At 72.6% G+C, this 22866-nt stretch carries 17 protein-coding genes; 9 read left to right on the forward strand and 8 right to left on the reverse strand.

Features of this window, described 5'->3' with window-relative positions:
• Positions 1–260: 260 nt before the first annotated feature.
• A complete protein-coding gene (locus tag ACIQG9_RS18820) occupies positions 261–1646 on the forward strand; it encodes a DUF1996 domain-containing protein (protein WP_400403898.1) in 1386 nt (461 codons plus the stop codon).
• 192 nt (positions 1647–1838) lie between these two features.
• Positions 1839–5222, forward strand: coding sequence for a discoidin domain-containing protein (locus ACIQG9_RS18825; protein ID WP_400403901.1), 3384 nt, complete (start codon positions 1839–1841; stop codon positions 5220–5222).
• A gap of 88 nt (positions 5223–5310) precedes the next feature.
• Here the strand turns inward: ACIQG9_RS18825 and ACIQG9_RS18830 are convergent, their stop codons facing one another.
• Positions 5311–6720, reverse strand: a complete 1410-nt coding sequence (locus ACIQG9_RS18830) for a GH1 family beta-glucosidase (protein WP_400403904.1) — start codon at positions 6718–6720, stop codon at positions 5311–5313.
• A 196-nt stretch (positions 6721–6916) separates the two neighbouring features.
• On the opposite strand from ACIQG9_RS18830, the gene ACIQG9_RS18835 reads away from it, so the two are divergent.
• A complete protein-coding gene (locus tag ACIQG9_RS18835) occupies positions 6917–8014 on the forward strand; it encodes a LacI family DNA-binding transcriptional regulator (protein ID WP_400403907.1) in 1098 nt (365 codons plus the stop codon).
• Between the two features lie 101 nt (positions 8015–8115).
• Here ACIQG9_RS18835 and ACIQG9_RS18840 read toward each other — a convergent pair whose 3' ends face one another.
• From ACIQG9_RS18840 to ACIQG9_RS18870, 7 genes are all read right to left on the reverse strand, one after another.
• Positions 8116–9987: a transketolase gene (locus ACIQG9_RS18840; RefSeq protein ID WP_400404228.1), complete on the reverse strand. Its 1872-nt coding sequence runs from the start codon at positions 9985–9987 to the stop codon at positions 8116–8118.
• A gap of 179 nt (positions 9988–10166) precedes the next feature.
• Complete coding sequence (locus ACIQG9_RS18845; protein ID WP_400403910.1) at positions 10167–11156, reverse strand: zinc-dependent alcohol dehydrogenase family protein; 990 nt, start codon at positions 11154–11156, stop codon at positions 10167–10169.
• The gene (locus ACIQG9_RS18850) at positions 11153–12010 is read right to left on the reverse strand and encodes a carbohydrate ABC transporter permease (protein WP_400403913.1); all 858 of its coding nucleotides are present in this window, start codon (positions 12008–12010) and stop codon (positions 11153–11155) included. Before ACIQG9_RS18850 ends, ACIQG9_RS18845 begins: the two co-directional genes overlap by 4 nt.
• Positions 12007–12939, reverse strand: coding sequence for a carbohydrate ABC transporter permease (locus ACIQG9_RS18855; protein WP_400403915.1), 933 nt, complete (start codon positions 12937–12939; stop codon positions 12007–12009). The genes ACIQG9_RS18850 and ACIQG9_RS18855 overlap by 4 nt, the downstream gene beginning before the upstream one ends.
• A 55-nt stretch (positions 12940–12994) precedes the next feature.
• On the reverse strand, positions 12995–14326 hold the full coding sequence (locus ACIQG9_RS18860) for an ABC transporter substrate-binding protein (RefSeq protein WP_400403917.1): 1332 nt from the start codon (positions 14324–14326) through the stop codon (positions 12995–12997).
• A 90-nt stretch (positions 14327–14416) separates the two neighbouring features.
• Positions 14417–15178 carry a DeoR/GlpR family DNA-binding transcription regulator gene (locus tag ACIQG9_RS18865; RefSeq protein ID WP_400403919.1) on the reverse strand — a complete coding sequence of 254 codons (762 nt, stop codon included), beginning with the start codon at positions 15176–15178 and terminating at the stop codon, positions 14417–14419.
• 254 nt (positions 15179–15432) lie between these two features.
• On the reverse strand, positions 15433–16419 hold the full coding sequence (locus ACIQG9_RS18870; protein WP_400403921.1) for a LacI family DNA-binding transcriptional regulator: 987 nt from the start codon (positions 16417–16419) through the stop codon (positions 15433–15435).
• A 220-nt stretch (positions 16420–16639) separates the two neighbouring features.
• Here ACIQG9_RS18870 and ACIQG9_RS18875 point away from each other — a divergent pair, with 220 nt between their 5' ends.
• From ACIQG9_RS18875 to ACIQG9_RS18900, 6 genes are read left to right on the forward strand one after another with little or no spacing between them, the layout of a single operon-like run.
• Entirely contained in the window at positions 16640–17962 is a 1323-nt protein-coding gene (locus ACIQG9_RS18875; protein ID WP_400403923.1) for an extracellular solute-binding protein, read from the forward strand.
• Complete coding sequence (locus ACIQG9_RS18880) at positions 17963–18937, forward strand: carbohydrate ABC transporter permease (protein ID WP_400403925.1); 975 nt, start codon at positions 17963–17965, stop codon at positions 18935–18937. It abuts the gene before it with no gap.
• Positions 18934–19788 (forward strand): carbohydrate ABC transporter permease, encoded by an 855-nt coding sequence (locus ACIQG9_RS18885; protein WP_400403927.1) that lies wholly within the window; start codon positions 18934–18936, stop codon positions 19786–19788. Before ACIQG9_RS18880 ends, ACIQG9_RS18885 begins: the two co-directional genes overlap by 4 nt.
• Positions 19785–20618, forward strand: coding sequence for a sugar phosphate isomerase/epimerase family protein (locus ACIQG9_RS18890; RefSeq protein WP_400403929.1), 834 nt, complete (start codon positions 19785–19787; stop codon positions 20616–20618). Before ACIQG9_RS18885 ends, ACIQG9_RS18890 begins: the two co-directional genes overlap by 4 nt.
• Positions 20615–21793 carry a Gfo/Idh/MocA family protein gene (locus tag ACIQG9_RS18895; RefSeq protein ID WP_400403930.1) on the forward strand — a complete coding sequence of 393 codons (1179 nt, stop codon included), beginning with the start codon at positions 20615–20617 and terminating at the stop codon, positions 21791–21793. Before ACIQG9_RS18890 ends, ACIQG9_RS18895 begins: the two co-directional genes overlap by 4 nt.
• Positions 21790–22650, forward strand: a complete 861-nt coding sequence (locus ACIQG9_RS18900; protein WP_400403932.1) for a sugar phosphate isomerase/epimerase family protein — start codon at positions 21790–21792, stop codon at positions 22648–22650. Before ACIQG9_RS18895 ends, ACIQG9_RS18900 begins: the two co-directional genes overlap by 4 nt.
• Positions 22651–22866: the final 216 nt, after the last annotated feature.

The raw sequence follows: 22866 nt of genomic DNA on the forward strand, positions 1-22866 counted from the left end.
GCTGGAGAGCGCTCTCCCCGGCCTGATAGTGCGCGGGGATCCGGTCCGCGTCAACGGTGCGCGACCCGCCGATCCGGGACAGGGCGACCCAATCCATTGACGTTTCTGAAACCGAGGCGCAACACTTGGAGAGCGCTCTCCGAGTTTCCCGCCCGGCCCACCGGCCGGACCGGGGGCACGGACGGGCGCGGTCCCGACGGCCGGACATCTCCGCCGTCCTTTACCGGGGAGGACCCGTGACGAGAATCGGAAGACAACGAGTGAGGAGCCGCACCGCGGCGACGGCCGCCCTGGTGTTGCTGGCGTCACTGCTGGCGGGCGGCGTCGGGTCGGCACAGGCCGCGGAGACCCTGCTGTCGCAGGGGCGGCCGGCGCTGGCCTCGTCGGTGGAGAACGGCGAAGCCCCGGCCGTGGCGGCCGTGGACGGCCGGACAGACACCCGCTGGGGCAGCCAGTGGAGTGATCCACAGTGGCTCCGGGTCGACCTGGGCGCCACCTCCAACATCAGCCGGGTGGTGCTCCGGTGGGAGACCGCCTACGCCCGCGCGTACCAGATCCAGACCTCGGCCGACGGGGCCGCCTGGACCACCATCTACAGCACCACCACCGGGGCCGGCGGCACCGAGACCGTCACGGTGACGGGCAGCGGCCGGTACGTGCGGATGTACGGCACCCAGCGCGGCACCACCTACGGCTACTCGCTGTACGAGTTCCAGGTCTACGGCGCGGCCGGGACGACCCCGCCGCCCACCGGCGGTCCGGGCTACGTGCCGGCGAACCCGCCGGTGACCGGGGTGGTCCCGTCCACGGCCACCCCACCGGCGACCAACCCGCCGACCACCCACCACGAGTTCCAGGCGAACTGCTCGGTGAGCCGGTCCAACCTGCCGGACGACCCGATCGTCTTCCCGAACCTGCCGGGCGCCTCGCACTCACACACCTTCATGGGCAACACCACCACCAACGCCAACACCACCCTGGCCTCCCTACAGGCCGGCAGCACCTCCTGCATCACCCCCGGCGACAAGACCGGCTACTGGATGCCGACCCTGTACCGGGGCGACACCGCCGTCCAGCCGGTCGGCCGCCAGGTCATCTACTACAAGAGCGGGGTCATCGACTACCGCAGCGTCCGTCCCGCCCCGCCGGGACTGCGCTACGTCGTCGGCAGCCCGTCGGCCACCCTGGAGGAGTTCCGCAACTCCCCCGGCGCGGTCGAGGGCTGGGAGTGCGGCGACAGCGTCCGCAACTGGGACTTCCCGGCGTCCTGCCCGGCCGGTAGCCAGCTCAACATCCGGTTCCAGGCGCCGAGTTGCTGGGACGGCCGCTACCTGGACACCCCCGACCACAAGAGCCACATGGCGTACCCGGTCATCGGGGTCTGCCCGACCAGCCACCCGGTCGCCGTGCCGATGATCGAGTTCAAGATGGCCTTCCCGGTCAGCGGCGACATGACGACGGTCCGGCTCGCCAGTGGTCGCGCCTACTCCTTCCACTACGACTTCTACAACGCCTGGGACGCGCCCACGCTGGCCGCCCTGGTCGGCCACTGCATCAACGGTGGCCTCCAGTGCGACCCGCGCGGCTTCGACCAGTACAAGCCCGAGCGCGGCGCGGCGCTCAACCAGAACTACGAACTGCCGTGACCGGGGGCCGGTGACCGGGCGTCGCGCCGCGCGCCCGGTCACCGGCGTCCGCCTGAGCAGCCCCCGTCCGCACCACTCACCGTCCCCGCAACGACAGGCAGGACCATGACCGATCCGTTCCCCGTCCCACCACACCGGACACCGTCGCCGCACCGTGCGGCACTGCTCCTCGGCGCCGTCCTCACACTGGTCATGGCCTATCTCGTGGTCACGCCGCCAGGGGCCCGGGCGGCCGACACCCTACTGTCGCAGGGTCAGCCGGCGCTCGCCTCGTCACAGGAGGGCGCCGACGTCGCGGCGGCCTACGCCGTCGACGGCAACCCCGGCACCCGCTGGTCGAGCCAGTTCAGCGACCCGCAGTGGCTCCGGGTCGACCTCGGCGCCACGGCCACCATCAGCAGCGTGGTGCTCCAGTGGGAGGGCGCGTACGCCCGGACGTACGAGATCCAGACCTCACCCGACGGCACCACCTGGACCACCATCCACCGCACCACCACCGGAACCGGCGGCACGGAGACGCTCACCATCACCGGCACCGGACGCTACCTACGGATGTACGGCACCGTCCGGGCCAGCGGCTACGGCTACTCCCTCTGGGAGTTGAAGGTGTACGGCAGCCTGGGCGGCTCGCCGCCCCCGGGCTGCGGCACCGCCAACGCCGCGCAGGGCCGCCCGGTGCTCGCCTCGTCCGAGCAGGGCGCCGACGTCGCGGCGGCCTACGCCGTCGACGGCAACCCGGGCACCCGCTGGTCGAGCCAGTTCAGCGACCCGCAGTGGCTCCGGGTCGACCTCGGCACGACGCAGACCATCTGCGGTGTGGTGCTCCAGTGGGAGGGCGCGTACGCCCGGACGTACGAGATCCAGACCTCACCCGACGGCACCACCTGGACCACCATCCACCGCACCACCACCGGAACCGGCGGCACGGAGACGCTCACCATCACCGGCACCGGACGCTACCTCCGGATGTACGGCACCGTCCGGGCCAGCGGCTACGGCTACTCCCTCTGGGAGCTGGCCGTCCGCACCAGCACGTCCGGCCCGACCACCCCGCCGCCGACCACCCCACCGCCGACCGGCGAGCCCACCACCATCCCGGGCTCCTGGCAGACCGTCTGGTCCGACGACTTCACCGGCCCGGCCGGGACCCTTCCGGCGGCGGCGAACTGGCTGCTGCGCACCGGCACCAGCTACCCCGGCGGGGCCGCCAACTGGGGCACCGGTGAGGTCGAGACCGCGACCGCGTCCACCACTAACGTCCAGCTCGACGGGGCCGGCCGGCTGGCCATCAAGGCCGTCCGCGACGGCGCCGGGGCCTGGACCTCGGGCCGGCTGGAGACCCAGCGCGGCGACTTCAGCCCGGCCGCCGGGGAACTGCTGCGGTTCAGCGCCGTGCTGCGCCAGCCGGACGTCGCCAACGGCCTGGGCTACTGGCCCGGTTTCCGGGCCACCGGCGTCGGGTTCCGGGGCAACTACACCAACTGGCCGGGCATCGGCGAGACCGACATCATGACCGACGTCAACGGCCGCAGCCAGCTCGCGCAGACCCTGCACTGCGGCACCGCGCCCGACGGGGTCTGCGCCGAGTACACCGGCCGGTCCAGCGGCCTGGCGAGCTGTGCCGGCTGCCAGACCGGCTACCACGAGTACACCCAGGTGATCGACCGGACCAAGACCGACGAGGAGATCCGCTTCTACCTCGACGGCCGGCAGACCTGGGTGGTGCGCCAGTCGCAGGTCGGCGTGGCGGCCTGGGCGGCGGCCGTGCACCACGGCTTCTTCCTCCGGCTGGACCTGGCCGTCGGCGGATCGCTGCCGAACGCCATCGCGGGTCGCACCACCCCCACCGCGGAGACCACCTCCGGGGGCGTGCTCAGCGTCGACTCGGTCACCGTGTCCCGGGCCACCGGGACCACGCCCACGCCGATGACCGACCCGGCCACCCCGGCCGGACCCAGCACCGTCCGGGTGACCGGCACCCAGGGCAACTGGCAGCTCCAGGTCAACGGCGCGCCGTACGAGGTGCGGGGGCTGACCTACGGGCCGCCGCAGGCCGCCGCCGACGGGTACCTGCGCGACCTGCGGAACATGGGGGTGAACACGATCCGGATCTGGGGCGTGGACGACACCTGGACGCCGGTCCTGCTCGACCGGGCCGCCCAGCAGGGCATCAAGGTCGTCGTCGGGCACTGGCTCAACCAGGGCGCCGACTACGTCAACGACACCGCCTACAAGAACAGCGTCAAGGCCGAGATCGTCGCCCGGGTCAACGCGCTGAAGAACCGGCAGGGCGTGCTGCTGTGGGACGTGGGCAACGAGGTCATCCTGACCATGCAGGACCACGGGCTGGCCCCGGACGTGGTGGAGGCCCGGCGGGTGGCGTACGCGAAGTTCGTCAACGAGGTCACCGACGCGATCCACGCCGCCGACCCGAACCACCCGGTCACCTCCACCGACGCCTACACCCAGGCGTGGACGTACTACCAGCGGTACTCCCCCGCGCTCGACCTGTTGGCGGTCAACTCCTACGGCGCGGTGAGCCGGGTCAAGACGGACTGGATCGCCGGCGGCTACACCAAGCCGTACCTGCTCACCGAGGGTGGCCCGGACGGCGAGTGGGAGGTGCCCAACGACGTCAACGGCGTGCCGAACGAGCCGGGCGACCTGGCGAAGCGGGACGGCTACACGGCGAGCTGGAACGCGATCAAGAGCCACCCGGGGGTGGCGCTGGGCGCCACCGAGTTCCACTACGGGCTGGAGAACGACTTCGGCGGCGTGTGGCTCAACACCACCACCGGCGGCTGGCGGCGGCACGGGTACCACGCGCTGCGGCGGGCCTACACCGGGCAGGCGTCGGCGAACACCCCGCCGGAGATCACCGCGATGACGGTGACCCCGCAGACCGCCGTGCCGGCCGGGGGCACGTTCACCGTCGCGGCCTCCGTCACCGACCCGCAGGGCGACCTCATCCGGTACAACCTGATGGCCAGCGACAAGCACATCACCGGCAACCGGGGGCTGACCAACCTGACCTTCACCCAGACCGGGAACGGGCAGTTCACCGTACGGGCCCCCGAGCGGCTCGGGGTGTGGAAGGTGTACGTGTACGCCTTCGACGGATTCGGCAACGTCGGCATCGAGCAGCGGTCGTTCCGGGTGGTGCCGCCGACCGTCCCCGGCACCAACCTGGCCCGGAGCCGGCCGGTGACCGCGTCGTCGTACCAGCCCACCGGCAGCAACGGGCCGCAGCTACCCGGCTACGCGGTGGACGGCGACTACGGCACCCGGTGGGCCAGTGAGTGGGTCGGCACCGCCTGGCTCCAGGTCGACCTGGGGTCCGTGCAGACCTTCGACCACGTCCTGCTGGCCTGGGAGGCGGCCTACGCCACCGGGTACTCGGTGCAGGTCTCCACCGACGGGGTCGGCTGGACGACGGTCTACTCCACCACCGGCGGCGACGGGGGCTTCGACAACCTGGCCGTCGCCGGCACCGGCCGCTACGTCCGGGTGAACGGGACCGCCCGGGCCACCGAGTACGGCTACTCGCTGTGGGAGTTCGGCGTCTACCGCACCTGACACCGGTACGCCGGACGGGTCACGGACACCACCTGGTGTTCGTGACCCGTCCGGGTGTTCGAGGTGCTTCCGGTCAGCGCGGGGCCGGTCAGCGGGGCCGGTCGACGCCGCCCCGGGCGATCGCCCGGCCGTACCACCGTCCGCTGTCCTTCACCGTCCGCCGTTGGGTGCGGTAGTCGACGTGGATGAGGCCGAACCGCTTGTCGTAGCCGTAGGCCCACTCGAAGTTGTCCAGCAGCGACCAGACGAAGTAGCCGCGCAGGTCGACGCCGGCGGTGATGGCGTCGTGCGCGGCGGCCAGGTGGCGGTGCAGGTAGTCGAGCCGTTCGACGTCGCGGACCCGACCGTCCGGGGTGACCTCGTCCGGGTAGGCGGCCCCGTTCTCGGCGACGTACAGCGGCGGGACGTCGTAGTCACGGGTCAGCCGCAGCAGCAGGTCGCGCAGCCCGGTCGGGTCGATGGACCAGCCCATCGCGGTGACCGGGCCGGGGGTGGGGTGGAAGCGGACCCCCTCCGCGCCCGGGTAGGGGGTGCCCGGGTCGTGGTGGTCACCGGGGTCGCTGACCAGGTCGGGCTGGTAGTAGTTGACGCAGAGCGCGTCCAGCCGCGCGGCGATCAGGGCGAGGTCACCGTCGCGTACGAACGACCAGTCGGTCAGCGCGGCGGTGTCGGCCAGCACGTCGGCGGGGTACGCCCCGCGCAGCAGCGGATCCAGGAAGATCCGGTTGAGCAGGCCGTCGATCCGGCGGGCGGCGGCCCGGTCGGCCGGGGTGTCGCGGCGGGGGCGCACGGTGCCGCCGTTGAGGGCCAGCGAGACGCCCCCGGTCACCCCGGCGGCCCGCAGCGCGGCGGTGCCGTGGCCGTGGGCCAGCAGGAGGTGGTGTACGGCCCGGAGCGCCGCCGCCTGGTCGCGCCGGCCCGGTGCGTGCACCCCGATGCCGTAGCCCAGGAAGGCCGAGCACCAGGGCTCGTTGAGGGTGTTCCACATCCGGACCCGGTCGCCCAGTCGGGCGGCGACGACGGCGGCGTACTCGCCGAAGCGGGCGGCGGTGTCGCGGTGGGTCCAGCCCCCGGCGTCCTCCAACTCCTGGGGGAGGTCCCAGTGGTAGAGGGTGGCCACCGGCTGGATGTCGGCCGCCAGCAGGTCGTCGACGAGCCGGTCGTAGAAGGCCAGCCCCGCCTGGTTGACGCCGCCGGTGCCGGTGCGCACCCGGGGCCAGGCCACCGAGAAACGGTATGCGGTGAGCCCGAGCTCGGCCATCAGGTCGACGTCGTGCCGGTGGCGGTGGTAGTGGTCGGTGGCGTGTTCGCCGGTGTCCCCGCCGGCGACCCGACCGGGCGCCGCGCTGAACGTGTCCCAGATGGACGGAGCACGGCCGGCGGCGCGGACCGCGCCCTCGATCTGGTACGCGGCGGTGGCCGCACCCCACCAGAAGTTCTTGGGGAAACGCAGCTCGACCGGTGTTCCGGTCGAGGTCTGTGCGGCCGGCCCTGCCATCCGATCACCACTTCCCGCCCGGGGCGCCCCCGTCGCGGGGGCTTGGAGAGCGCTCTCCATTACGTGATCATTCTCGGGTCGGCGGTCACCGACTGTCAAGGGAACGGTCGCACAACGAAGCGTGGCCGGGGCGGCCGACGGGTGCCGGCGGCGACGATGTGAGAGCGCTCTCCCAGCCCCGTGCTATAACTGCCCCATGGCGGAAGTGTCCCAGGAGGCGCCGCGTCTGCCGCGCGAGGACCGCAGCGACGGGGCGGCGGCCGGTGCCACCCGGCTGCCCACCCTGGAGGATGTGGCCAGGGCGGCGGGGGTCTCGCGGGCCACCGTGTCCCGGGTCATCAACGGCGTGCGCAACGTGGACCCCGGCCTGCACGCCGTGGTCTGGTCCGCCGTCGACCAGACCGGGTACGTGCCCAACCGGGCCGCCCGGTCGCTGGTGACCCGCCGGGCCGGCAGCATCACCCTGGTGGTCTCCGACAGCGAGGACCACGACGACGACCCGTTCCTCAGCAGGTTCTTCGCCGATCCGTTCTTCGGCCGGGTGGTCGGCGGCGCGCTGAGCGTCCTGCGGCCGGCCGGCGTGCAGCTCGCGCTGAACCTGGTGGGCAGCGAGGCCGCCCGCGCCGGGCTGGTCGGCGACCTGCGCCAGGGGCAGGCGGACGGGGTGCTCCTGCTGTCGCTGCACCCCGCCGACACGTTGCCCGCGCGGCTGGTCGACGCCGGCATCCCGGCGGTGCTGGTGGGCCGTCCGGCGCGTCCGTTGCCGATCAGCTACGTCGACGTCGCCAACGAGGTCGGCGCCGATCTCGCCGTGGCGCACCTGCTGGCCCGTGGCTGCCGGCAGGTGGCCCTGATCTGCGGCCCGGAGGACGTCCCGGCCAGCCAGGACCGGGCCGCCGGGTTCCGGCAGGCGATGGCGAGGCGGGGGCACGCCTGGTCCCCCTGCGAGTCGGGCAACTTCACCCGGGAGAGCGGCGAGGCCGCGATGTGCCGGCTCCTCGACGCCCACCCCGACGTCGACGGCGTCTTCGTCGCCAACGACCTGATGGCACAGGGGGTCCTCGGCGCGCTGCGCGACGCGGGCCGGCACGTCCCCACGGACGTCGCCGTGGTCGGCTTCGACGACAGCAGTGCGGCGCTGTCGGCCCAGCCGCCGCTGACCACCGTCCGGCACCCGCTGGAGAACATGGCCGCGGAGGCCACCCGGATGCTGCTCGCCCGGGTCGACGCCCCGGGGCTGGGCAGCATGTCGGTCATCTTCGACCCCGAACTGGTGGTACGCGAGTCGGGCTGACCGGCGCACCGCGATCCGGTTGTCGGCGTGGGACCGGTCGCCGCCCGCGCTGCCGGTGACCGGGCCGGTGGCGGGTCAGACGGCGGCGCAGGACGGCCGGCTCAGCGGCTCGGGGCCACCGAGGCGCGGGCCGCCGCGACGATCGCGCTCACCCCGATCCCGGCCTGGTCCATCAGCTCGGTCGGCGTACCGGAGGTGGGCAGGCCGCGAACCGCCAGGTGCGCCACCCGCACCGGCTCGGCCAGGTCGGCCAGCGCCTCGAGCACCGCCGACCCGAGGCCGCCCTCCGGGTAGTGGTCCTCGACCACCACCAGCCGGCCGTCGGTGCCCCGGACGGCGTCCAGCAGCCGCTCCCGGTCCAGCGGCTTGACCGAGTAGAGATCGACGACCCGGGCGCGGATCCCCTCGCGCGCCAGCTCGTCGGCGGCGGCGAGGCAGTTGTGCACCGTCACCCCAACGCCGATCAGCGCGACCCGGTCGTCGTCGCCGCCACGGAGCAGTTTGCTGCCGCCGATCGGGAAGGCGTCGTCGTTGTCGTAGAGGACGGGGTACGCCCCCCGCATCGTGCGCAGATACGTGACGCCCCCGCGGTCGGCCAGTTGCCCGACGAGGGCGGCGCAGGACACCGCGTCGCTGGGACAGAGCACGGTCGACCCCTGCACCGCGCGCATCGCCGCCAGGTCCTCCAGCCCCATCTGCGAGGGACCGTCCGGCCCGATCTCCACTCCCGCGTGCGACCCGGCCAGGGTGATGTCGGCCCGGGAGACGGCCGCCATCCGGACGAAGTCGTAGGCGCGGGAGAAGAACGCCGCGAAGGTCGAGGCGAACGGCCGGTAGCCGCGGACCTGCAACCCGACCGCCGCGGCGACCAACTGCTGTTCCGCGATGAACATCTCGAAGTACCGGTCGGCGTACGCCTCGGCGAACCGGTCGGCCCGGGTGGAGTCGCTGACCTCGCCGTCCAGGGCGACCACGTCGGGGCGGGAGCCCAGCGCGCGCAGCGCGTCACCGTACGCGTTGCGGGTGGCCACCTTCGCCCCCTTGTCGTACCGGGGCAGCACGGGTGGCTGGCCGGTGCGGGCGGGGGCGGGCGGCGCGGGCTCGGGGCGCGGCGACGCGACGCGGAGCTGGCGGACCCCACCGAGCGCGGCGACGGCACGCTCGGCCAGCTCCGGTTTCAGCGGCTTGCCGTGCCAGCCCGGCTTGTTCTCGACCTCCGGCACCCCCTTGCCCTTGACCGTGCGGGCGAGCACCACGGTGGGACCCGTCGACCGCCGGGCACGACCCAGCGCCTCGTCGATGGCGGCCAGGTCGTGGCCGTCGACGACGAGCGCCTGGCAGCCGAACGCCTCGGCCCGCCGCCGGTAGGTGTCCAGGTCCCATTCCAACTCGGTCGGGCCGCGCTGCCCGAACCGGTTCACGTCGACGATCGCGGTGAGGTTGTGCAGTCCGTAGTGGCTGGCCTTGTCCAGCGCCTCCCAGATGGAGCCCTCGGCCATCTCGCTGTCGCCGCACAACGCCCACACGTGGTACGGCAGGTGGTCGAGGTACCGGCCGGCGAGCGCGATCCCGACGCCGACCGGCAGTCCCTGACCGAGCGAACCGGTGGCGACGTCGACCCAGGGCAGGACCGGCGTGGGGTGTCCCTGCAGGCGCGACCCGAACTGGCGGTAGGTGTCGACCAGCTCCTGGTCGGTGATCACGCCGACGGCCTTGAAGACCGCGTACAGCAGTGGCGAGGCGTGGCCCTTGGAGAAGATCAGATGGTCGTTGGCGCGACCCCGGGGGTCCGCCCAGTCGTAGCGCAGGTGCCGGGAGATCAGCACCGCGAGCAGGTCGGCCGCGGACAGGCTGGAGGTCGGGTGCCCGGACCCGGCCCTGGTGCTGCACCGGATGGCGTCCACCCGGAGCTGGGCGGCGAGTTCACCCAGCCGGGTGAGTTCCTCCTCGCGCAGGGTGCGTTCCGCTTCCATCGTCACCGGCATCGCCTTCCGCGACAGGCCCGTCCCGGCCGGCCCCGCACGGGCCGGCCGGTTTCCCGACCGGGGCGGCCTCCGCTGACCGCCTCCGCAGACAACGTAGCCAGGAAAGCGGCGTATCGTCCGGTAACTACTGATTCTGCCGGCCGTCGCCCGGTGGCCGGGTCGCCCGCTCAGGCCGCGATCTGGATCTTGCGACCGACCCCGGCGCGGAACTGGGCCATCGCCTCGGCGTACCGGTCGAGCGGGAAGCGGTGACTGATGAAGACCTCGGGGTCCAGGACACCCGCGGCGAACAGCTCGCCGGCCCGTTCGAAGCTGTGCAGCACCGCCATCGAACCGGTGATGGTGATCTCCTGGTTGTAGATCCGGTACGGCTCGATCATCGCCCGGGTGCGGTACTCGGAGACGCCGAACTGCAGGAAGGTCCCGGCCGGGGCGACCCGGCGGAGCCCGTCGTCGATCGCCGCCCGCACCCCGGTGCAGTCGATCACCACGTCCCAGCCCCGGGGCCGGGTCAGCTCGTCGGCGCCGCCGCCGCTGGCCGAGCAGCCCAGCCGCACCGCCGTGGCCAGCCGGTCGGCGTTCGGGTCCAGCACGCTGACGCTCGCCGCGCCGCACCGCTTCGCCAACTCCAGCATCATCAGGCCCATCGTGCCGGCCCCGTAGATCAGGTAGTGGTCGCCGAGCCGGCGGGGCAGCACGTCGAAGCCGCGCACCGCGCAGGACAGCGGCTCGATCAGCGCGGCGTCGGCCGGGGCGACGCCCTCGGGCAGCGGGAAACAGTTCTTCACCGGCGCCACCGCGTACTCGGCCGCGCCGCCGGAGACGGTGACCCCGATGGCCGCCCAGCGTTCGCAGAGGTTGCCCCGGGCGCGGCGACACTGGTAGCACTCCCCGCAGTGCAGCGACGGGTCGACGGCGACGGCGTCGCCGACCCGCACCTCGGTGACGTCCCGGCCGACCGCGACCACCGTGCCGGCGAACTCGTGGCCGGGCACGATCGGGTACGCCGGGGCGAACTCGCCGTCCATGATGTGCAGGTCGGTGCCGCAGATCCCGCACCCGGCCACCCCGACGACCACCTCGCGCGGGCCCGGCGTCGGATCCGGCACGGACTCCAGCGAGACCTGTCCCGGCGTGACGATGACCGCTGCCTTCATTTGACCGCCCCCAGGGAGAGTCCTCGGACGAGCTGCTTCTGGGCGATCCAGCCGGCCAGCACGACCGGCAGCGACACGATGGTCGCCGCCGCGCAGAGCCGGGCGAGGAACAGCCCTTCTGAGGTGATGAAGCCGACCAGGAAGATCGGCGAGGTACCGGCGCGGGTGGCGGTCAGGTTGACCGCGAAGAAGAACTCGTTCCAGCTGAAGATGAAGCAGATCAGCGCGGTGGCGGCCAGGCCCGGGGCGACGATCGGCAGCAGGATCCGCCGGATCGTGACGATCAGGCCGGCCCCGTCCATGGCCGCCGCCTCGATGAGCGCGGACGGGACCTCCAGCAGGAACGAGCGCATCATCCACACCGCGAGCGGCAGGTTCATCGACGTGTAGAGGATGATCATCGTCCACACGTTGTCGAGCATGCCGAACTCCTTGACCAGCAGGTAGATCGGCAGCAGCGCGGCGACCGCCGGGAGCATCTTGGTGCTGATGAAGAAGAACAGCACGTCGCGCCACTTGGCGACCGGCCGGATCGACAGGGCGTACGCCGCCGGGGTGGCCAGCAGCAGCACCAGCAGGGTGGACAGCAGGCTGGCCATGACCGAGTTGAGCAGGTACGGCGTGAGGTCCCGGTCGAAGACCTGCCGGTAGCCGTCGAGCACCGGCGTGAAGAGCCAGGACGGCGGGTTGCTGGCCGCGTCGACCTCCCGCTTGAAGCCGGTGAGCACCATCCACGCCACCGGCAGGAAGAACAGCAGCCCGGCGAGCCAGGCCACGATCGTCCACACCGCCGCGCCCGGCCCGGCCGGGCCACGGACCCGGCGGGTCGGCCGCCGTCGCGTCGCCGTCGTCATCGCGCGTCCTCCATCTGAAACAGGCTGGAGATCACCCGCAGCACGAAGGTGGCCACGACGATCGTGCCGATCACCACCACCACGCCCGCCGCGGCAGCCTCGCCGTACTCGAACTTGCGGAAGGTGGTCAGGTAGATCTCGTACGGCAGGTTCGTGGTGGCGGTGCCGGGGCCGCCCTGGGTGATGGTGAAGACGGCGTCGAAGGTCTGCACCAGGTAGATCGCGCCGAGTAGGGCACCGAGTTCCAGGTATGGGCGCAGGTACGGCAGCGTCACCCGGGTGAAGGTCTGCCACGGCCCGGCGCCGTCGACCCGGGCGGCCTCCAGCGTCTCCACGGACTGGCCCTGCAGCCCGGCCAGGATGATCAGCATCATGAACGGGGTCCACTGCCAGACCAGGGTGGTCACCACGGAGATCATCGGATACTCGGAGACCCAGTCGGTGCTGCCCCCGACCAGGCCGTTGATCAGCCCGTACGACGGGTTGTAGATGGCGTGCTTCCACAGCAGCGCCGCCGCCATCGGCATCACCAGGAACGGCGTGATGAGCAACGTACGCACGATGCCGCGCCCCGGGAACCGGCGGTCGAGCAGGATCGCCAGGCCGAGGCCGAGCAGCACCGAGACCACGACGGAGCCGGCGGTGAGCACCACGGTGTTCAGCAGCGCGGCGCGCAGCCGCCCGTCGGTGAGCACCTGGCCGTAGTTGGCCAGCCCGACGAACGCGCGCCGGCCGGGGCGCAGCGCGTTCCAGTCGAGCGTGGACAGGTAGAGGGTGACCAGGAACGGGACCTGGGTCACCACGATCGCGAAGACCAGGGCGGGGAGCAGCGGGGCCCGGCGGGCCCAGCGGTGCGCCGCGCCGGGCCGGGCGGGTGGGACGGTGCGGCGGCGCGGCGGCGCCGCGCCGGTGGTGGTGTGCGGGGTCATCGGTACACCTTCGGGCAGGGCCGGGGCCGGCCTGGACGGTCGGCCCCGGCGGGGGCTACCGGTGCTGCTTGGCGACTTCCTCGGCCAGTCGTTGGCCGTCGGCGAGCGCCTTGTCGACGGTGGTCTTGCCGGCGATCGCCGCCGAGACCTCCTGCGAGACCTTGGTCCCGAGGTCGGCGAACTCCGGTACGCCGACGAACTGCACGCCCAACGCGGGACGGGGCTGCACGCCGGGGTTGACCGGGTCGGCCTCCTGGATCGACCTCAGGGTGACGTCCGCGAAGGCGGTGGCGGACTGCCGGTACTCGGGGATGTCGTAGGTGGACTGCCGCTTGCCCGCCGGCACCCGGGACCAGCCGAGCGACGAGCCGACCAGCTTCTCGTAGTCCCTTCCGGTGGCCCAGGAGATGAACTTCCAGGCCGCGTCGGCGTTCTTGGTGGTCTTCGGCATCGCCAGCGCCCAGGCCCACAGCCAGCCCGACGACCTGGTCCGGTGGACCGGCGCGTACGCGTAGCCGACCTTCCCGGCGACCCGGCTGGCGTTCCCGTCCTCCAGGGTGCCCGCGGCGGAGGTGGCGTCGTACCACATCGCCGCCTTGCCCTGGCCGAAGGTGTTCAGGCACTCGGTGAACCCGGCCTGCGGGGCGCCCGCCTCGCCGTGGGCGCGGACCAGGTCGACGTAGAACTTCGTCGCCTCGGCGAACTCGGGGGCGTTCACCTTCGGCGTCCAGTCCTTCTCGAACCAGGTGCCGCCGAAGGTGTTGACCACGGTGGTCAGCGGCGCGAACAGCTCACCCCAGCCGGGCAGCCCACGCAGGCAGATGCCGGCGACGCCGGCCTTCTTGTCGTCCAGCCGGGCGGCGAACTGCGCGACCTGCTGCCAGGTCGGCCGCTCGGGCATGGTCAGGCCCTTGGCCGCGAACAGCTCCTTGTTGTACATCAGGAAGGACGACTCGCCGTAGAAGGGCGCCGCGTAGAGCTTGCCGTCCTCGCCGGAGAGCGAGGCGACCACCGGTTCGAGCAGGTCCGCCTTTCCGTAGTCGCGGTCGGAGTCGGCGTACGAGCTCAGCTCGTGCAGCCAGCCGTTGCCGGCCCAGATGGGCGCCTCGTACGCGCCGATGGTGGCCACGTCGTACTGGCCGCCCTGGGTGGCCACGTCCTGGGTGACCTTGTCGCGCAGTTCGTTCTCCGGAAGGATCGTGAAACGCACCTCGATGCCGGTCTGTTTGGTGAAGTTGTCGGCGGTGACCTTCGCCAGGTCCTCCATCTGGGGATTGCCGACCATCAGGACGGTGATGGCCTTGCCGTCGCCGCCGGAGGACGAGCCGCCGCCGGCACCGGAGCAGGCGGTCGAGGTGAGGCCGACCGCGACGGCGACCGCGAGCACGGAGCGCCATCGGCGAGGAGACCGTGTTCTGGACACAGCGAACCTCCAACAGTGGTGGTGTGGTGTGGTGGAGACGGGTCGGCCGGGCACTCAGACGCGCAGCACCACGGGGCCGAGCAGCGAGTAACGGTGCGCCTCGGACGCCGGCAGCGCGGTGTCCGTGACGATGGTGTCGACGTCTCCGACGTCCGCGAAGCGGCAGAAGCTGCTGCCGCCGAACTTGGTGTGGACGCCGGCGAAGACCACCCGCCGGGCCACCGCCATCACCTGGGCCTTGACGGCGGCCACGGCGGGATCCGGAGTGGTCAGTCCGTGTTCCCGGGAGATCCCGTTCGCGCCGACGAACGCCAGGTCGATGACGAAGCCGGCGAGCATGGCGGTGGCCCAGTGGTCGACGGTGGCGAGGGTGCGACCGCGCACCCGCCCGCCGAGGAGCAGGACCGTGGTCGTGGGCGAGGTGGCGAGCCTCGCGGCGGTGTGCAGCGAGGCGGTCACCACCGTCAGCGGCCGGTGGGTGGGCAGCACCTCGGCGATCAACTCCGGGGTGTAGCCCTCGTCGATGAAGACCGACTCCGCGTCGCCGAGGTGCTCGACCGCCGCGGCGGCGATCCGCCGTTTCTCCACGACCATCCTGGTGGTGCGGGTCTCCAGGGTCGTCTCGAAACGGGCCGTCTCCACCGGGTACGCGCCACCGTGGGTACGCCGCACCAGCCCCTGCTGGGCCAGCAGGTTCAGGTCACGGCGGATGGTCTCGGGGGCGACGACCAGGTCGGCGGCCAGTTTCTGCACGTCGACGTCGCCGTGCCGGCGCGCGAGGGCCAGGATGTGGTGTCTGCGCTCCGCTGCGTCCACCTGGCACCTCCCGGCCGCTCGTGCCTACTGTTCTAACACCGCCCCACGGGCGTGACGACGGTCACATCTCGGGTAATGCCGCCCCTTTGCCGTCCGGATCCCCACCGGAAACGGGCAGCGTGCAACGGGACAGACACCACAAGCGTCGCTTCTGGACCGCCCGTTTGCCGTCCCCCGTCGCCCGGTTGCCACCCGGTCCGCCCGGACGGGCTCGTGACGGACGGACGGGCCGGCCGCGACCCGGACCGGGTCGGTCACCGGCCCGGCGCCGGGCCGCTGGACTGCCGGACGGTCAGGTGCGTCGGCAGGAGCACGGCCCGGCGCGACGCCTCCTCCCCCAGGTGGTTCACGTGGTCCAGCAGCATCGACACCGCCACCCGGCCGGCCTGTTCGATCGGCGCGTTGAGCGTGGTCAGCGGAGGGCTGCAGAAGTCGGCACCGAAGATGTCGTCGCAGCCCACCACGCTGATCTCGCCGGGGACGTCGACGCCGCGCTCGGCCAGCCGCCGCAGGATGCCGATCGCCAGCAGGTCGTTGAAGGTGACGCAGGCGGTGGCGCCGGTGTTCAGCAACGCGTCCGCGGCGACCGACCCGGAGTGGCGGGACACCCCGAACGGTCCGACCCGGGCCGCGACGAGGCCGTGCCGGGCCATCGCGGTCCGCATCGCCCGCCAACGCGCCTCGTTGGCCCAGGACGAGGGCGGCCCGGCGACGTACGCGACCGCACGGTGGCCCAGCGAGACCAGGTGCTCGACGGCCTGCATCACCCCGTCCGGGCTGTCGATGACGACGCTGCGCACCCCGGGGACGTTGCGGTTGACGGTGACGACCGGCAGCTCGGCGGCGATGACGGCGAGGGTCTGCTCGGGCAGCCGGGAGGCGGCGAGGATCACCCCGTCGACCGATCGCCGCACCTTGTGCAGCAGATGGTTCTCCAGCTCGGCCGAGTCCTCGGTGTCGATCAGCAGCAGGGCGTGGCCGGCGGCGCGCAACTGTTGCTGCGCGCCCCGGATGAGACCGAAGTAGAACGGGTTCGTCGCGTCCGAGACGAGCAGGGCGACCGTCTCGGTACGTCCCGACGAGAGCGCCCGCGCCTGGGTGTTGGGCACGTAGTTCAGCTCGCGGGCGGCGGCCTGGATGCGTTCCCGGGTCACCCGGTTGACCCGGTCGGGCCGGCTCAGCGCGCGGGACACGGTGGAGGCGGCGACGCCGGTGAGGGCAGCGATGTCGTTGATGGTCACGCGGCCCTCCCGGCGCACCGCCGCGCGGGGGGAGGGCGCGCCTTCGGGGTTCATGCCCCTCAGCAGAGCACCGGTGGCAATTAATGGCAACCGATTGCCACCCGTTTCCACGGGTTGTTACGTTCCCACGCACGTTTCATCGATCGGAGACATTTCCCGGGCCCCTGGCGATGTGTATCCACACCGTCCCCCTCGGACCGCCACCACCCAAGGAGCACAGATGAACGCCACCCGTGCACTTCTCGCGGCGGCGCTGGCCGCCACCCTGTCGGTACCCCTGGCCGCCTGCGGCTCCGGCACCTCCACCGACGCGCCCAAGACACTCAACGTCCTGGTCGGGGCGAACGCGATCTACCCCACCGAGCAGCAGCAGTGGTTCGCCGACGTCTCGACGAAGTTCCAGCGCGAGACCGGGGCCAAGGTCAGCTTCGAGACCTTCGCCAGCCCCACCGACGAACTCACCAAGATCCAGACGTCGATGCTCTCCGGGCAGGGCCCGGACATCTACGCCCTGGGCACCACGTTCACCCCGACCGCGTACTCCACCGGCGCCTTCGTCGACCTGACCGCCGACGACTGGACGAAGATCGGCGGCCGGGACCGGTTCCTGCCGGCCACCCTCGGCATCTCCGGCCCGGACGCCGACCACGAGGTGGGCGTGCCCTTCACCAGCCGCCCGTTCGTGATGGCGTACAACAAGGAGATGCTCGCGGCGGCGGGCATCGACCAGCCGGCCACCACCTGGGACGGCCTGCGGCAGCAGGCCAGGCAGCTCACCGGGAACGGCAGGTACGGCCTGGCGGTGGCCTACGCCGACGGCTTCGACCCGTGGAAGTTCATCTGGGCGATGAGCGTCCAGGCCGGCAACCCCCTGGTCGAGGGCGGCCGGGCCCGGCTGACCGACCCGGCGACGGTCCGGGCGTACCAGACCTACCTCGGCTGGCTCGCCACCGACAAGATCGTCGACCCGGCGGCGACCGGCTGGAAGAACGCCCAGGCCATCGCGGCGTTCGGCCAGGGCAAGGCCGCCTTCCTGCCGATGGTCTCGGCGACCTCGAAGGTCACCCTGGACAAGTCCGCGGTCGCCGGCAAGTACGGCTACGCGATCATGCCGACCGTCCCGCCCGGCGCCACCAGCCTGCCCGCCGGCGGCATCGGCGCCACCAGCATCCTCTCCGGCGACAACCTGGTGATCGCCAAGTACAGCCGCAACCGGGACCTGGCGCTCCGGCTGGTGAACATGCTGACCAGCCCGGAGGCGCAGGAGACCTACTACCGGACCTTCGGCGAGCTGCCGACGAACGCGGAGTTGGCCAAGCGGCTGGTCGCCGACCCGGCGCTCGCGGCAGTCGTGGACTCCGCGTCGAAGGCCCAGGGCACGCCGTTCCACGGGGCCTGGAGCAAGGTGCAGCTCGCGCTGGTCAACGTGGTCGTCCAGTCGGTGCCGAACCTCGCCGGGGGCAAGGTCGACGACAAGGCCCTCGCCGCCCTGCTCGCCACGGCCCAGTCCGAGGCGCAGGCCGCGCTGGACAAGGCGAAGTAGATGGCGCTCACCAGCTCCGCGCCGACGGACGCTCCGGGCGCCGGCGACCCGCGCCGGCCCGGGGCGTCCCGCCCGGCCCGAACCCGGCGCGGCGGCGCCACCGCCGCCGGCGCCGCCGGGTGGCTGCTCGTGCCCGGCGGCCTGCTCACCCTGACCGTCATCCTGGTGCCGTTCACGGTCGCGCTGGTGATGTCGCTGCTCGACCTCGACCAGTACACGTTCCGCCAGTGGCTGTCCGCGCCGTTCGTCGGCATCGGCAACTACACCGAGGCGCTGAGCCGCACCAGCCTGCCGCACGCCATCGGGGTCAGCGCGTCGGCGGCGGTGATCGCCACGCTGCTCGCGCTGCCGCTCGGGGTCGCCGCCGCGTTGACCACCCACCTGCCGTTCCGCGGGCGGGCGCTGATCCGGTCGCTCTACCTCATCCCGTACGTGCTGCCCGCCTTCGTCGTCGGCACCATCTGGCGGATCATCCTGCAACCCGACGGGGTCACCAACCGGAGCCTGGCAGCCCTGGGCGTCGACGGCGGACTGTGGTTGAACGGGCCGAAGAGCTACCTCGTCCTGATCCTCGTGCAGGCCTGGTCAGGCTGGCCACTGGTCTACCTGCTGGCCCTGTCGGGCCTCCAGAACATCGACGACAGCCTGCACGAGGCCGCCGCGCTCGACGGCGCGCACTGGCGGGCGAAGCTGCGCCACATCATCCTCCCGCTGCTGCGCCCCCCGGTCTCGCTCGCCGCGATCATCTCGCTGCTGCACATGGTCAACAGCTTCACCCTGCCGTTCGTGCTGTTCGGCGTGCCCAGCCCGCACGACGTGGAGGTGCTGCCGGTGCTGACCTACGTGGAGAGCTTCCAGAACCTGCGATTCGGGCTGAGCGCGGCGATGGCCGTGATCTCGCTGGTGCTGATCCTCGTCCCGCTGCTGGCCTACCTACGCACGGTCAGACTCGACGCGCCGGAGGCCACCGCATGAACCCGGTGCAGCGCCTGCTTCCGCGACCACTACAGATCGTCCTGACCGTGCTCCTGCTGGCCACCGTCGGCGCGCCGGTCGGCTACGTCTTCCTCGCCTCGATCAACACCGACCTGGCCGTCGCCGCCGGCGAGTTCTGGCCGGAACAGTTCAGCTTCGCCAACTACGCCCGGATCTGGTCCACCGTCCCGCTCGGCCGGGGACTGGCCAACAGCCTGCTGGTCGCCGGCACGGTGGCGCTGGCCTGCGCGGTGGTCGCGGTGCTGTCGGCGTACGTCCTGGTGCGGCACGCGTTCCGGGGCCGGCGCACCGTGCTGCGGGCGCTGCTGGGCATGCAGTCGATCCCCGGCACGCTGCTGCTCCTGCCGGTCTTCGTGCTCTTCGCCACGATCGGCAACACCCTCGGCGTGCCGACCATCGGCACCCGGTGGTCGCTGTTCGTCACCTACCTCACCTTCGGGCTGCCGTTCTCGACCTGGATCATGGTGACCTACCTGCGTGCGCTGCCCGACGAGTTGACCGAGGCGGCCCGCATCGACGGCGCCGGCACCGCGCAGATCCTGCTCCGCATCGTGATCCCGCTGAGCTGGCCGGGCCTGGTCGTCGCGGCGATCTTCGCGTTCCTGCTCGGCTGGAACGACGTGCTGTTCGCCTCGGTGATGACCGACGTGGACACCCGCACCGCGGCGGTCGTGCTCCAGGTCTTCGGCACCGGGCAGGAGGGCGGGGCGATCCCGCCGTACGGGCAGATGATGGCCGCCGCCCTCGTCTGCGCCGCACCGGTGGTCACCCTCTACCTCGCCTTCCAGCGGTACATCGTCGGCGGCCTGACGGCGGGAGGTGTGAAGTGACGGCATGGACGCTGTCCGGCTTCGGCGACGAGATCGATCCCGACCCGGCCGTGCAGCTCGCGGTGCTCAGCGCCCTGGGCGCCCGGCACGTCGAGGTACGCAGCGCGTGGGGCACCAACGTGGTGGACCTCGACGACGCCCAGCTCGACGCCCTGGCCGAGACGGTCGACGCCCGCGGCATGGCCGTCTCGGCGATCGCGTCGCCGGTCGGCAAGGTCGACGTGACCACCGAGGACGGCGGTGAGCTGACCCGGCTGCGGGCCGCCGTGGCAGCCGCGCACCGGCTCGGCAGCCGGTACGTCCGGATCTTCTCGTTCTACCGCCCGGCCGGGGTCACGCCGGCCGAGATCCGCGCGGCGGTGCTGGCCCGGATGCGGGCCTTCGCCGACCTCGCCGAGGACTCGGGCGTCGTGCTGCTGCACGAGAACGAGAAGGACATCTACGGCGACGTGCCGCAGCGGGTCGCCGACCTCGTCGAGTCCGTCGACTCACCCGCGCTGCGCGTCGCCTGGGACAGCGCGAACTTCGTGCAGGTCGGGGTGCGACCGCACGACAACGGGTACGCGCTGCTCCGCCCGCACCTGGAGTACCTCCAGGTCAAGGACGCGGTGCTGGCCACCGCCGAGGTGGTGCCCGCCGGCCACGGCGACGGTCAGCTTCTCCGGACGCTCACCGCGCTGCGCGACGACGGCTACGCCGGGTTCGCCTCCCTCGAACCCCACCTCGCCAGCCAGCACGAACTCGGCGGGTTCTCCGGCCCCGCCGAGTTCGGCCGGGCGGCGCGGGCGTTCGGGAACCTCACCGCCTCGATAGGAGTGCATCTGCAATGACCGGACTCAACGTCGTCATCGCGGGCAGCGGCGTGATCGCCCGCACCCACGCCGCGGCGATCCTGCGCCACCCTGGGCTGCGCCTCACCGCACTCGCCGACCCGGACCCGGCGGCCAACGACCGGCTCGCCGGGTGGGTCGGCGAGCACGGCGGTCCCCCGCCGGCCCGGTACGCCGCGCTGGGCGAGGCCCTCGCGGCCGGGCCGGCCGACCTGGTGGTGGTCTGCACGCCCAGCGGAACCCACGCCGACCTGGCCGAGGAGGCCCTCGCGGCCGGCGCGCACGTGCTGGTCGAGAAGCCCCTCGACGCCTCCCTGCCGGCAGCCCGCCGCATCGCCCGGGCCGCCACGGACGCCGAGGCGGCCGGTCAGGTCTGCGCGGTGGTCTGCCAGCACCGGTTCGACCCGGCGAGCGTCGCGGTCGCCGGCCGGGTGCGCGCCGGCGACTTCGGGCGGGTCACCTCGGCGGTGGCCAGCGTGCCGTGGTGGCGGGGCCAGCGGTACTACGACTCGGCGGGCTGGCGCGGCACCTGGGCGCAGGACGGCGGCGGTGCCACCATGAACCAGGGCGTGCACACCGTCGACCTGCTGCTGTGGTTGCTCGGTCGGCCCGAGGAGGTGTTCGCCTACACCGGCGTCCTCGCCCACGACGGGGTCGAGGTGGAGGACGTCGCCGTGGCGACGGTCCGGTTCGCCGACGGGGCGCTCGCCGTGCTGCACGCCACCACCGCGGCGTACCCGGGTCTCGGCGTGCGGTTGCAGGTGCACGGCTCGCAGGGCTCCGCGGTGATCCACGACGACCAACTGGAGTACCTGCACACCGCCGACGGGCCGGACCCGTCCGCGTACGCCGACGGGCCGGACCGGTCCGCCGACGCCGTGCCGCCGGCGGAGCTGCGGGGGGCGACCAAGCCCGGCGACGCCTTCGTCACCGGGCACCTGCGGCAGTACCAGGACACGGTCGAGGCGATCCGCACCGGCCGGCGGCCGGGAGTCACCGCGGCCGAGGCGCTGCTCGACGTCGCCGTGGTCAAGGCGGTCTACCTGTCGGCACACCTGCACCGGCCGGTGCCGGTGCCGGCGGTGCTCGCCGGCGACTTCGACGACGTGCTCGCCGCCGTCGAGGGCGCGCCGGCCGCCGTGTCGTCCGGCCTCTCGGCGGGGGTGGCCCGATGAGGTACTCGGTGTTCACCGCGTCCACTCCGGACTGGACCCCGGAGGAGGCGGTCGCGGAGCTGGCCGCGCAGGGCTGGGACGGCGTCGAGTGGCGGGTCACCGACCAGGAACCGGCGCAACCGCCCGGGTTCTGGGCCGGCAACCGGGCGACCGTCCCGTTGACCGGGCTGGAGGCCGAGCTGCCTCGGATCGCCGCGATCACCCGCGCGGCGGGGCTGGCGTTGTCCGGGCTCGGCGCGTACGTGCCGGCGGCCGACCACGCCAACGTCGAACGGGTGCTGGCGGCGACCGCCGCGTTGGGCGCGGGACGGGTCCGGGTAACCATGCCCCAGTTGGGCGGCGGTGACTACCGGGAGCTGATGGCCGGCACCCGCCGGGACCTGGCGTGGATCGCCGGGCGGGCGGCCGAGCACGGGGTGACCGCGCTGGTCGAGCTGCACCACGGCACCATCGTCGCCTCGGCCTCGGCGGCGATGCGGCTGCTCGACGGCCTGCCTCCGGAGCGGGTCGGGGTCATCCACGACATCGGCAACCTGACCATCGAGGGGTTCGAGGACCCGCTGGCGGGCTTCGAGCTGCTCGGTCCGTACCTGGCCCACGTGCACGTGAAGAACGTCGCGTGGCGGGTGACCGGCGTCCGGGACGACGGCGGGCCGCGCTGGTCGGCCGAGTGGGCGCCGTTGCGCGAGGGGCAGGCCGACCTGGCGGGCTACCTCGGCGCGCTGCGCCGGTACGGGTACGACGGGTGGGTGACGGTCGAGGACTTCTCGACCGCCGTGCCACTGGCGCGGCGGACCCGGGACAACCTGGCCTACCTGCGGGAGCTGGATCGGCGGGTACCCGCGACGCGGGCGTGACAGGCATCCGTCCGGCGGGGCGGGCAGGACGATCGGTCGGCCGGGTCAGGGCGACCGGTCGTCCCTCGGGGTGGGTTCGCTCGGCCCGTCCGGGATCGACGGTGGGCCGGGTTCCGGCGGGCAGAGCCATCGAGTGTGGCAAATGTTGGCAACCGATTGTCGCGCCCCGACCACGCCCCTAGTGTCCAGACAACCGCCACCGGTGCGCGATCCGTG

The organism is Micromonospora sp. NPDC092111 (genome assembly GCF_044755745.1).
Lineage (GTDB): Bacteria > Actinomycetota > Actinomycetes > Mycobacteriales > Micromonosporaceae > Micromonospora.

Bases quoted from the DNA above. Each gene is read 5' to 3' on its own strand.
- ACIQG9_RS18885 (WP_400403927.1), top strand. From the start codon at position 18,934: ATGAACCCGGTGCAGCGCCTGCTTCCGCGACCACTACAGATCGTCCTG.
- ACIQG9_RS18875 (WP_400403923.1), top strand. From the start codon at position 16,640: ATGAACGCCACCCGTGCACTTCTCGCGGCGGCGCTGGCCGCCACCCTG.
- ACIQG9_RS18855 (WP_400403915.1), bottom strand. From the start codon at position 12,939: ATGACCCCGCACACCACCACCGGCGCGGCGCCGCCGCGCCGCCGCACC.
- ACIQG9_RS18900 (WP_400403932.1), top strand. From the start codon at position 21,790: ATGAGGTACTCGGTGTTCACCGCGTCCACTCCGGACTGGACCCCGGAG.
- ACIQG9_RS18895 (WP_400403930.1), top strand. From the start codon at position 20,615: ATGACCGGACTCAACGTCGTCATCGCGGGCAGCGGCGTGATCGCCCGC.
- ACIQG9_RS18840 (WP_400404228.1), bottom strand. From the start codon at position 9,987: ATGGAAGCGGAACGCACCCTGCGCGAGGAGGAACTCACCCGGCTGGGT.
- ACIQG9_RS18880 (WP_400403925.1), top strand. From the start codon at position 17,963: ATGGCGCTCACCAGCTCCGCGCCGACGGACGCTCCGGGCGCCGGCGAC.
- ACIQG9_RS18845 (WP_400403910.1), bottom strand. From the start codon at position 11,156: ATGAAGGCAGCGGTCATCGTCACGCCGGGACAGGTCTCGCTGGAGTCC.
- ACIQG9_RS18830 (WP_400403904.1), bottom strand. From the start codon at position 6,720: ATGGCAGGGCCGGCCGCACAGACCTCGACCGGAACACCGGTCGAGCTG.
- ACIQG9_RS18850 (WP_400403913.1), bottom strand. From the start codon at position 12,010: ATGACGACGGCGACGCGACGGCGGCCGACCCGCCGGGTCCGTGGCCCG.
- ACIQG9_RS18825 (WP_400403901.1), top strand. From the start codon at position 1,839: ATGGCCTATCTCGTGGTCACGCCGCCAGGGGCCCGGGCGGCCGACACC.
- ACIQG9_RS18835 (WP_400403907.1), top strand. From the start codon at position 6,917: ATGGCGGAAGTGTCCCAGGAGGCGCCGCGTCTGCCGCGCGAGGACCGC.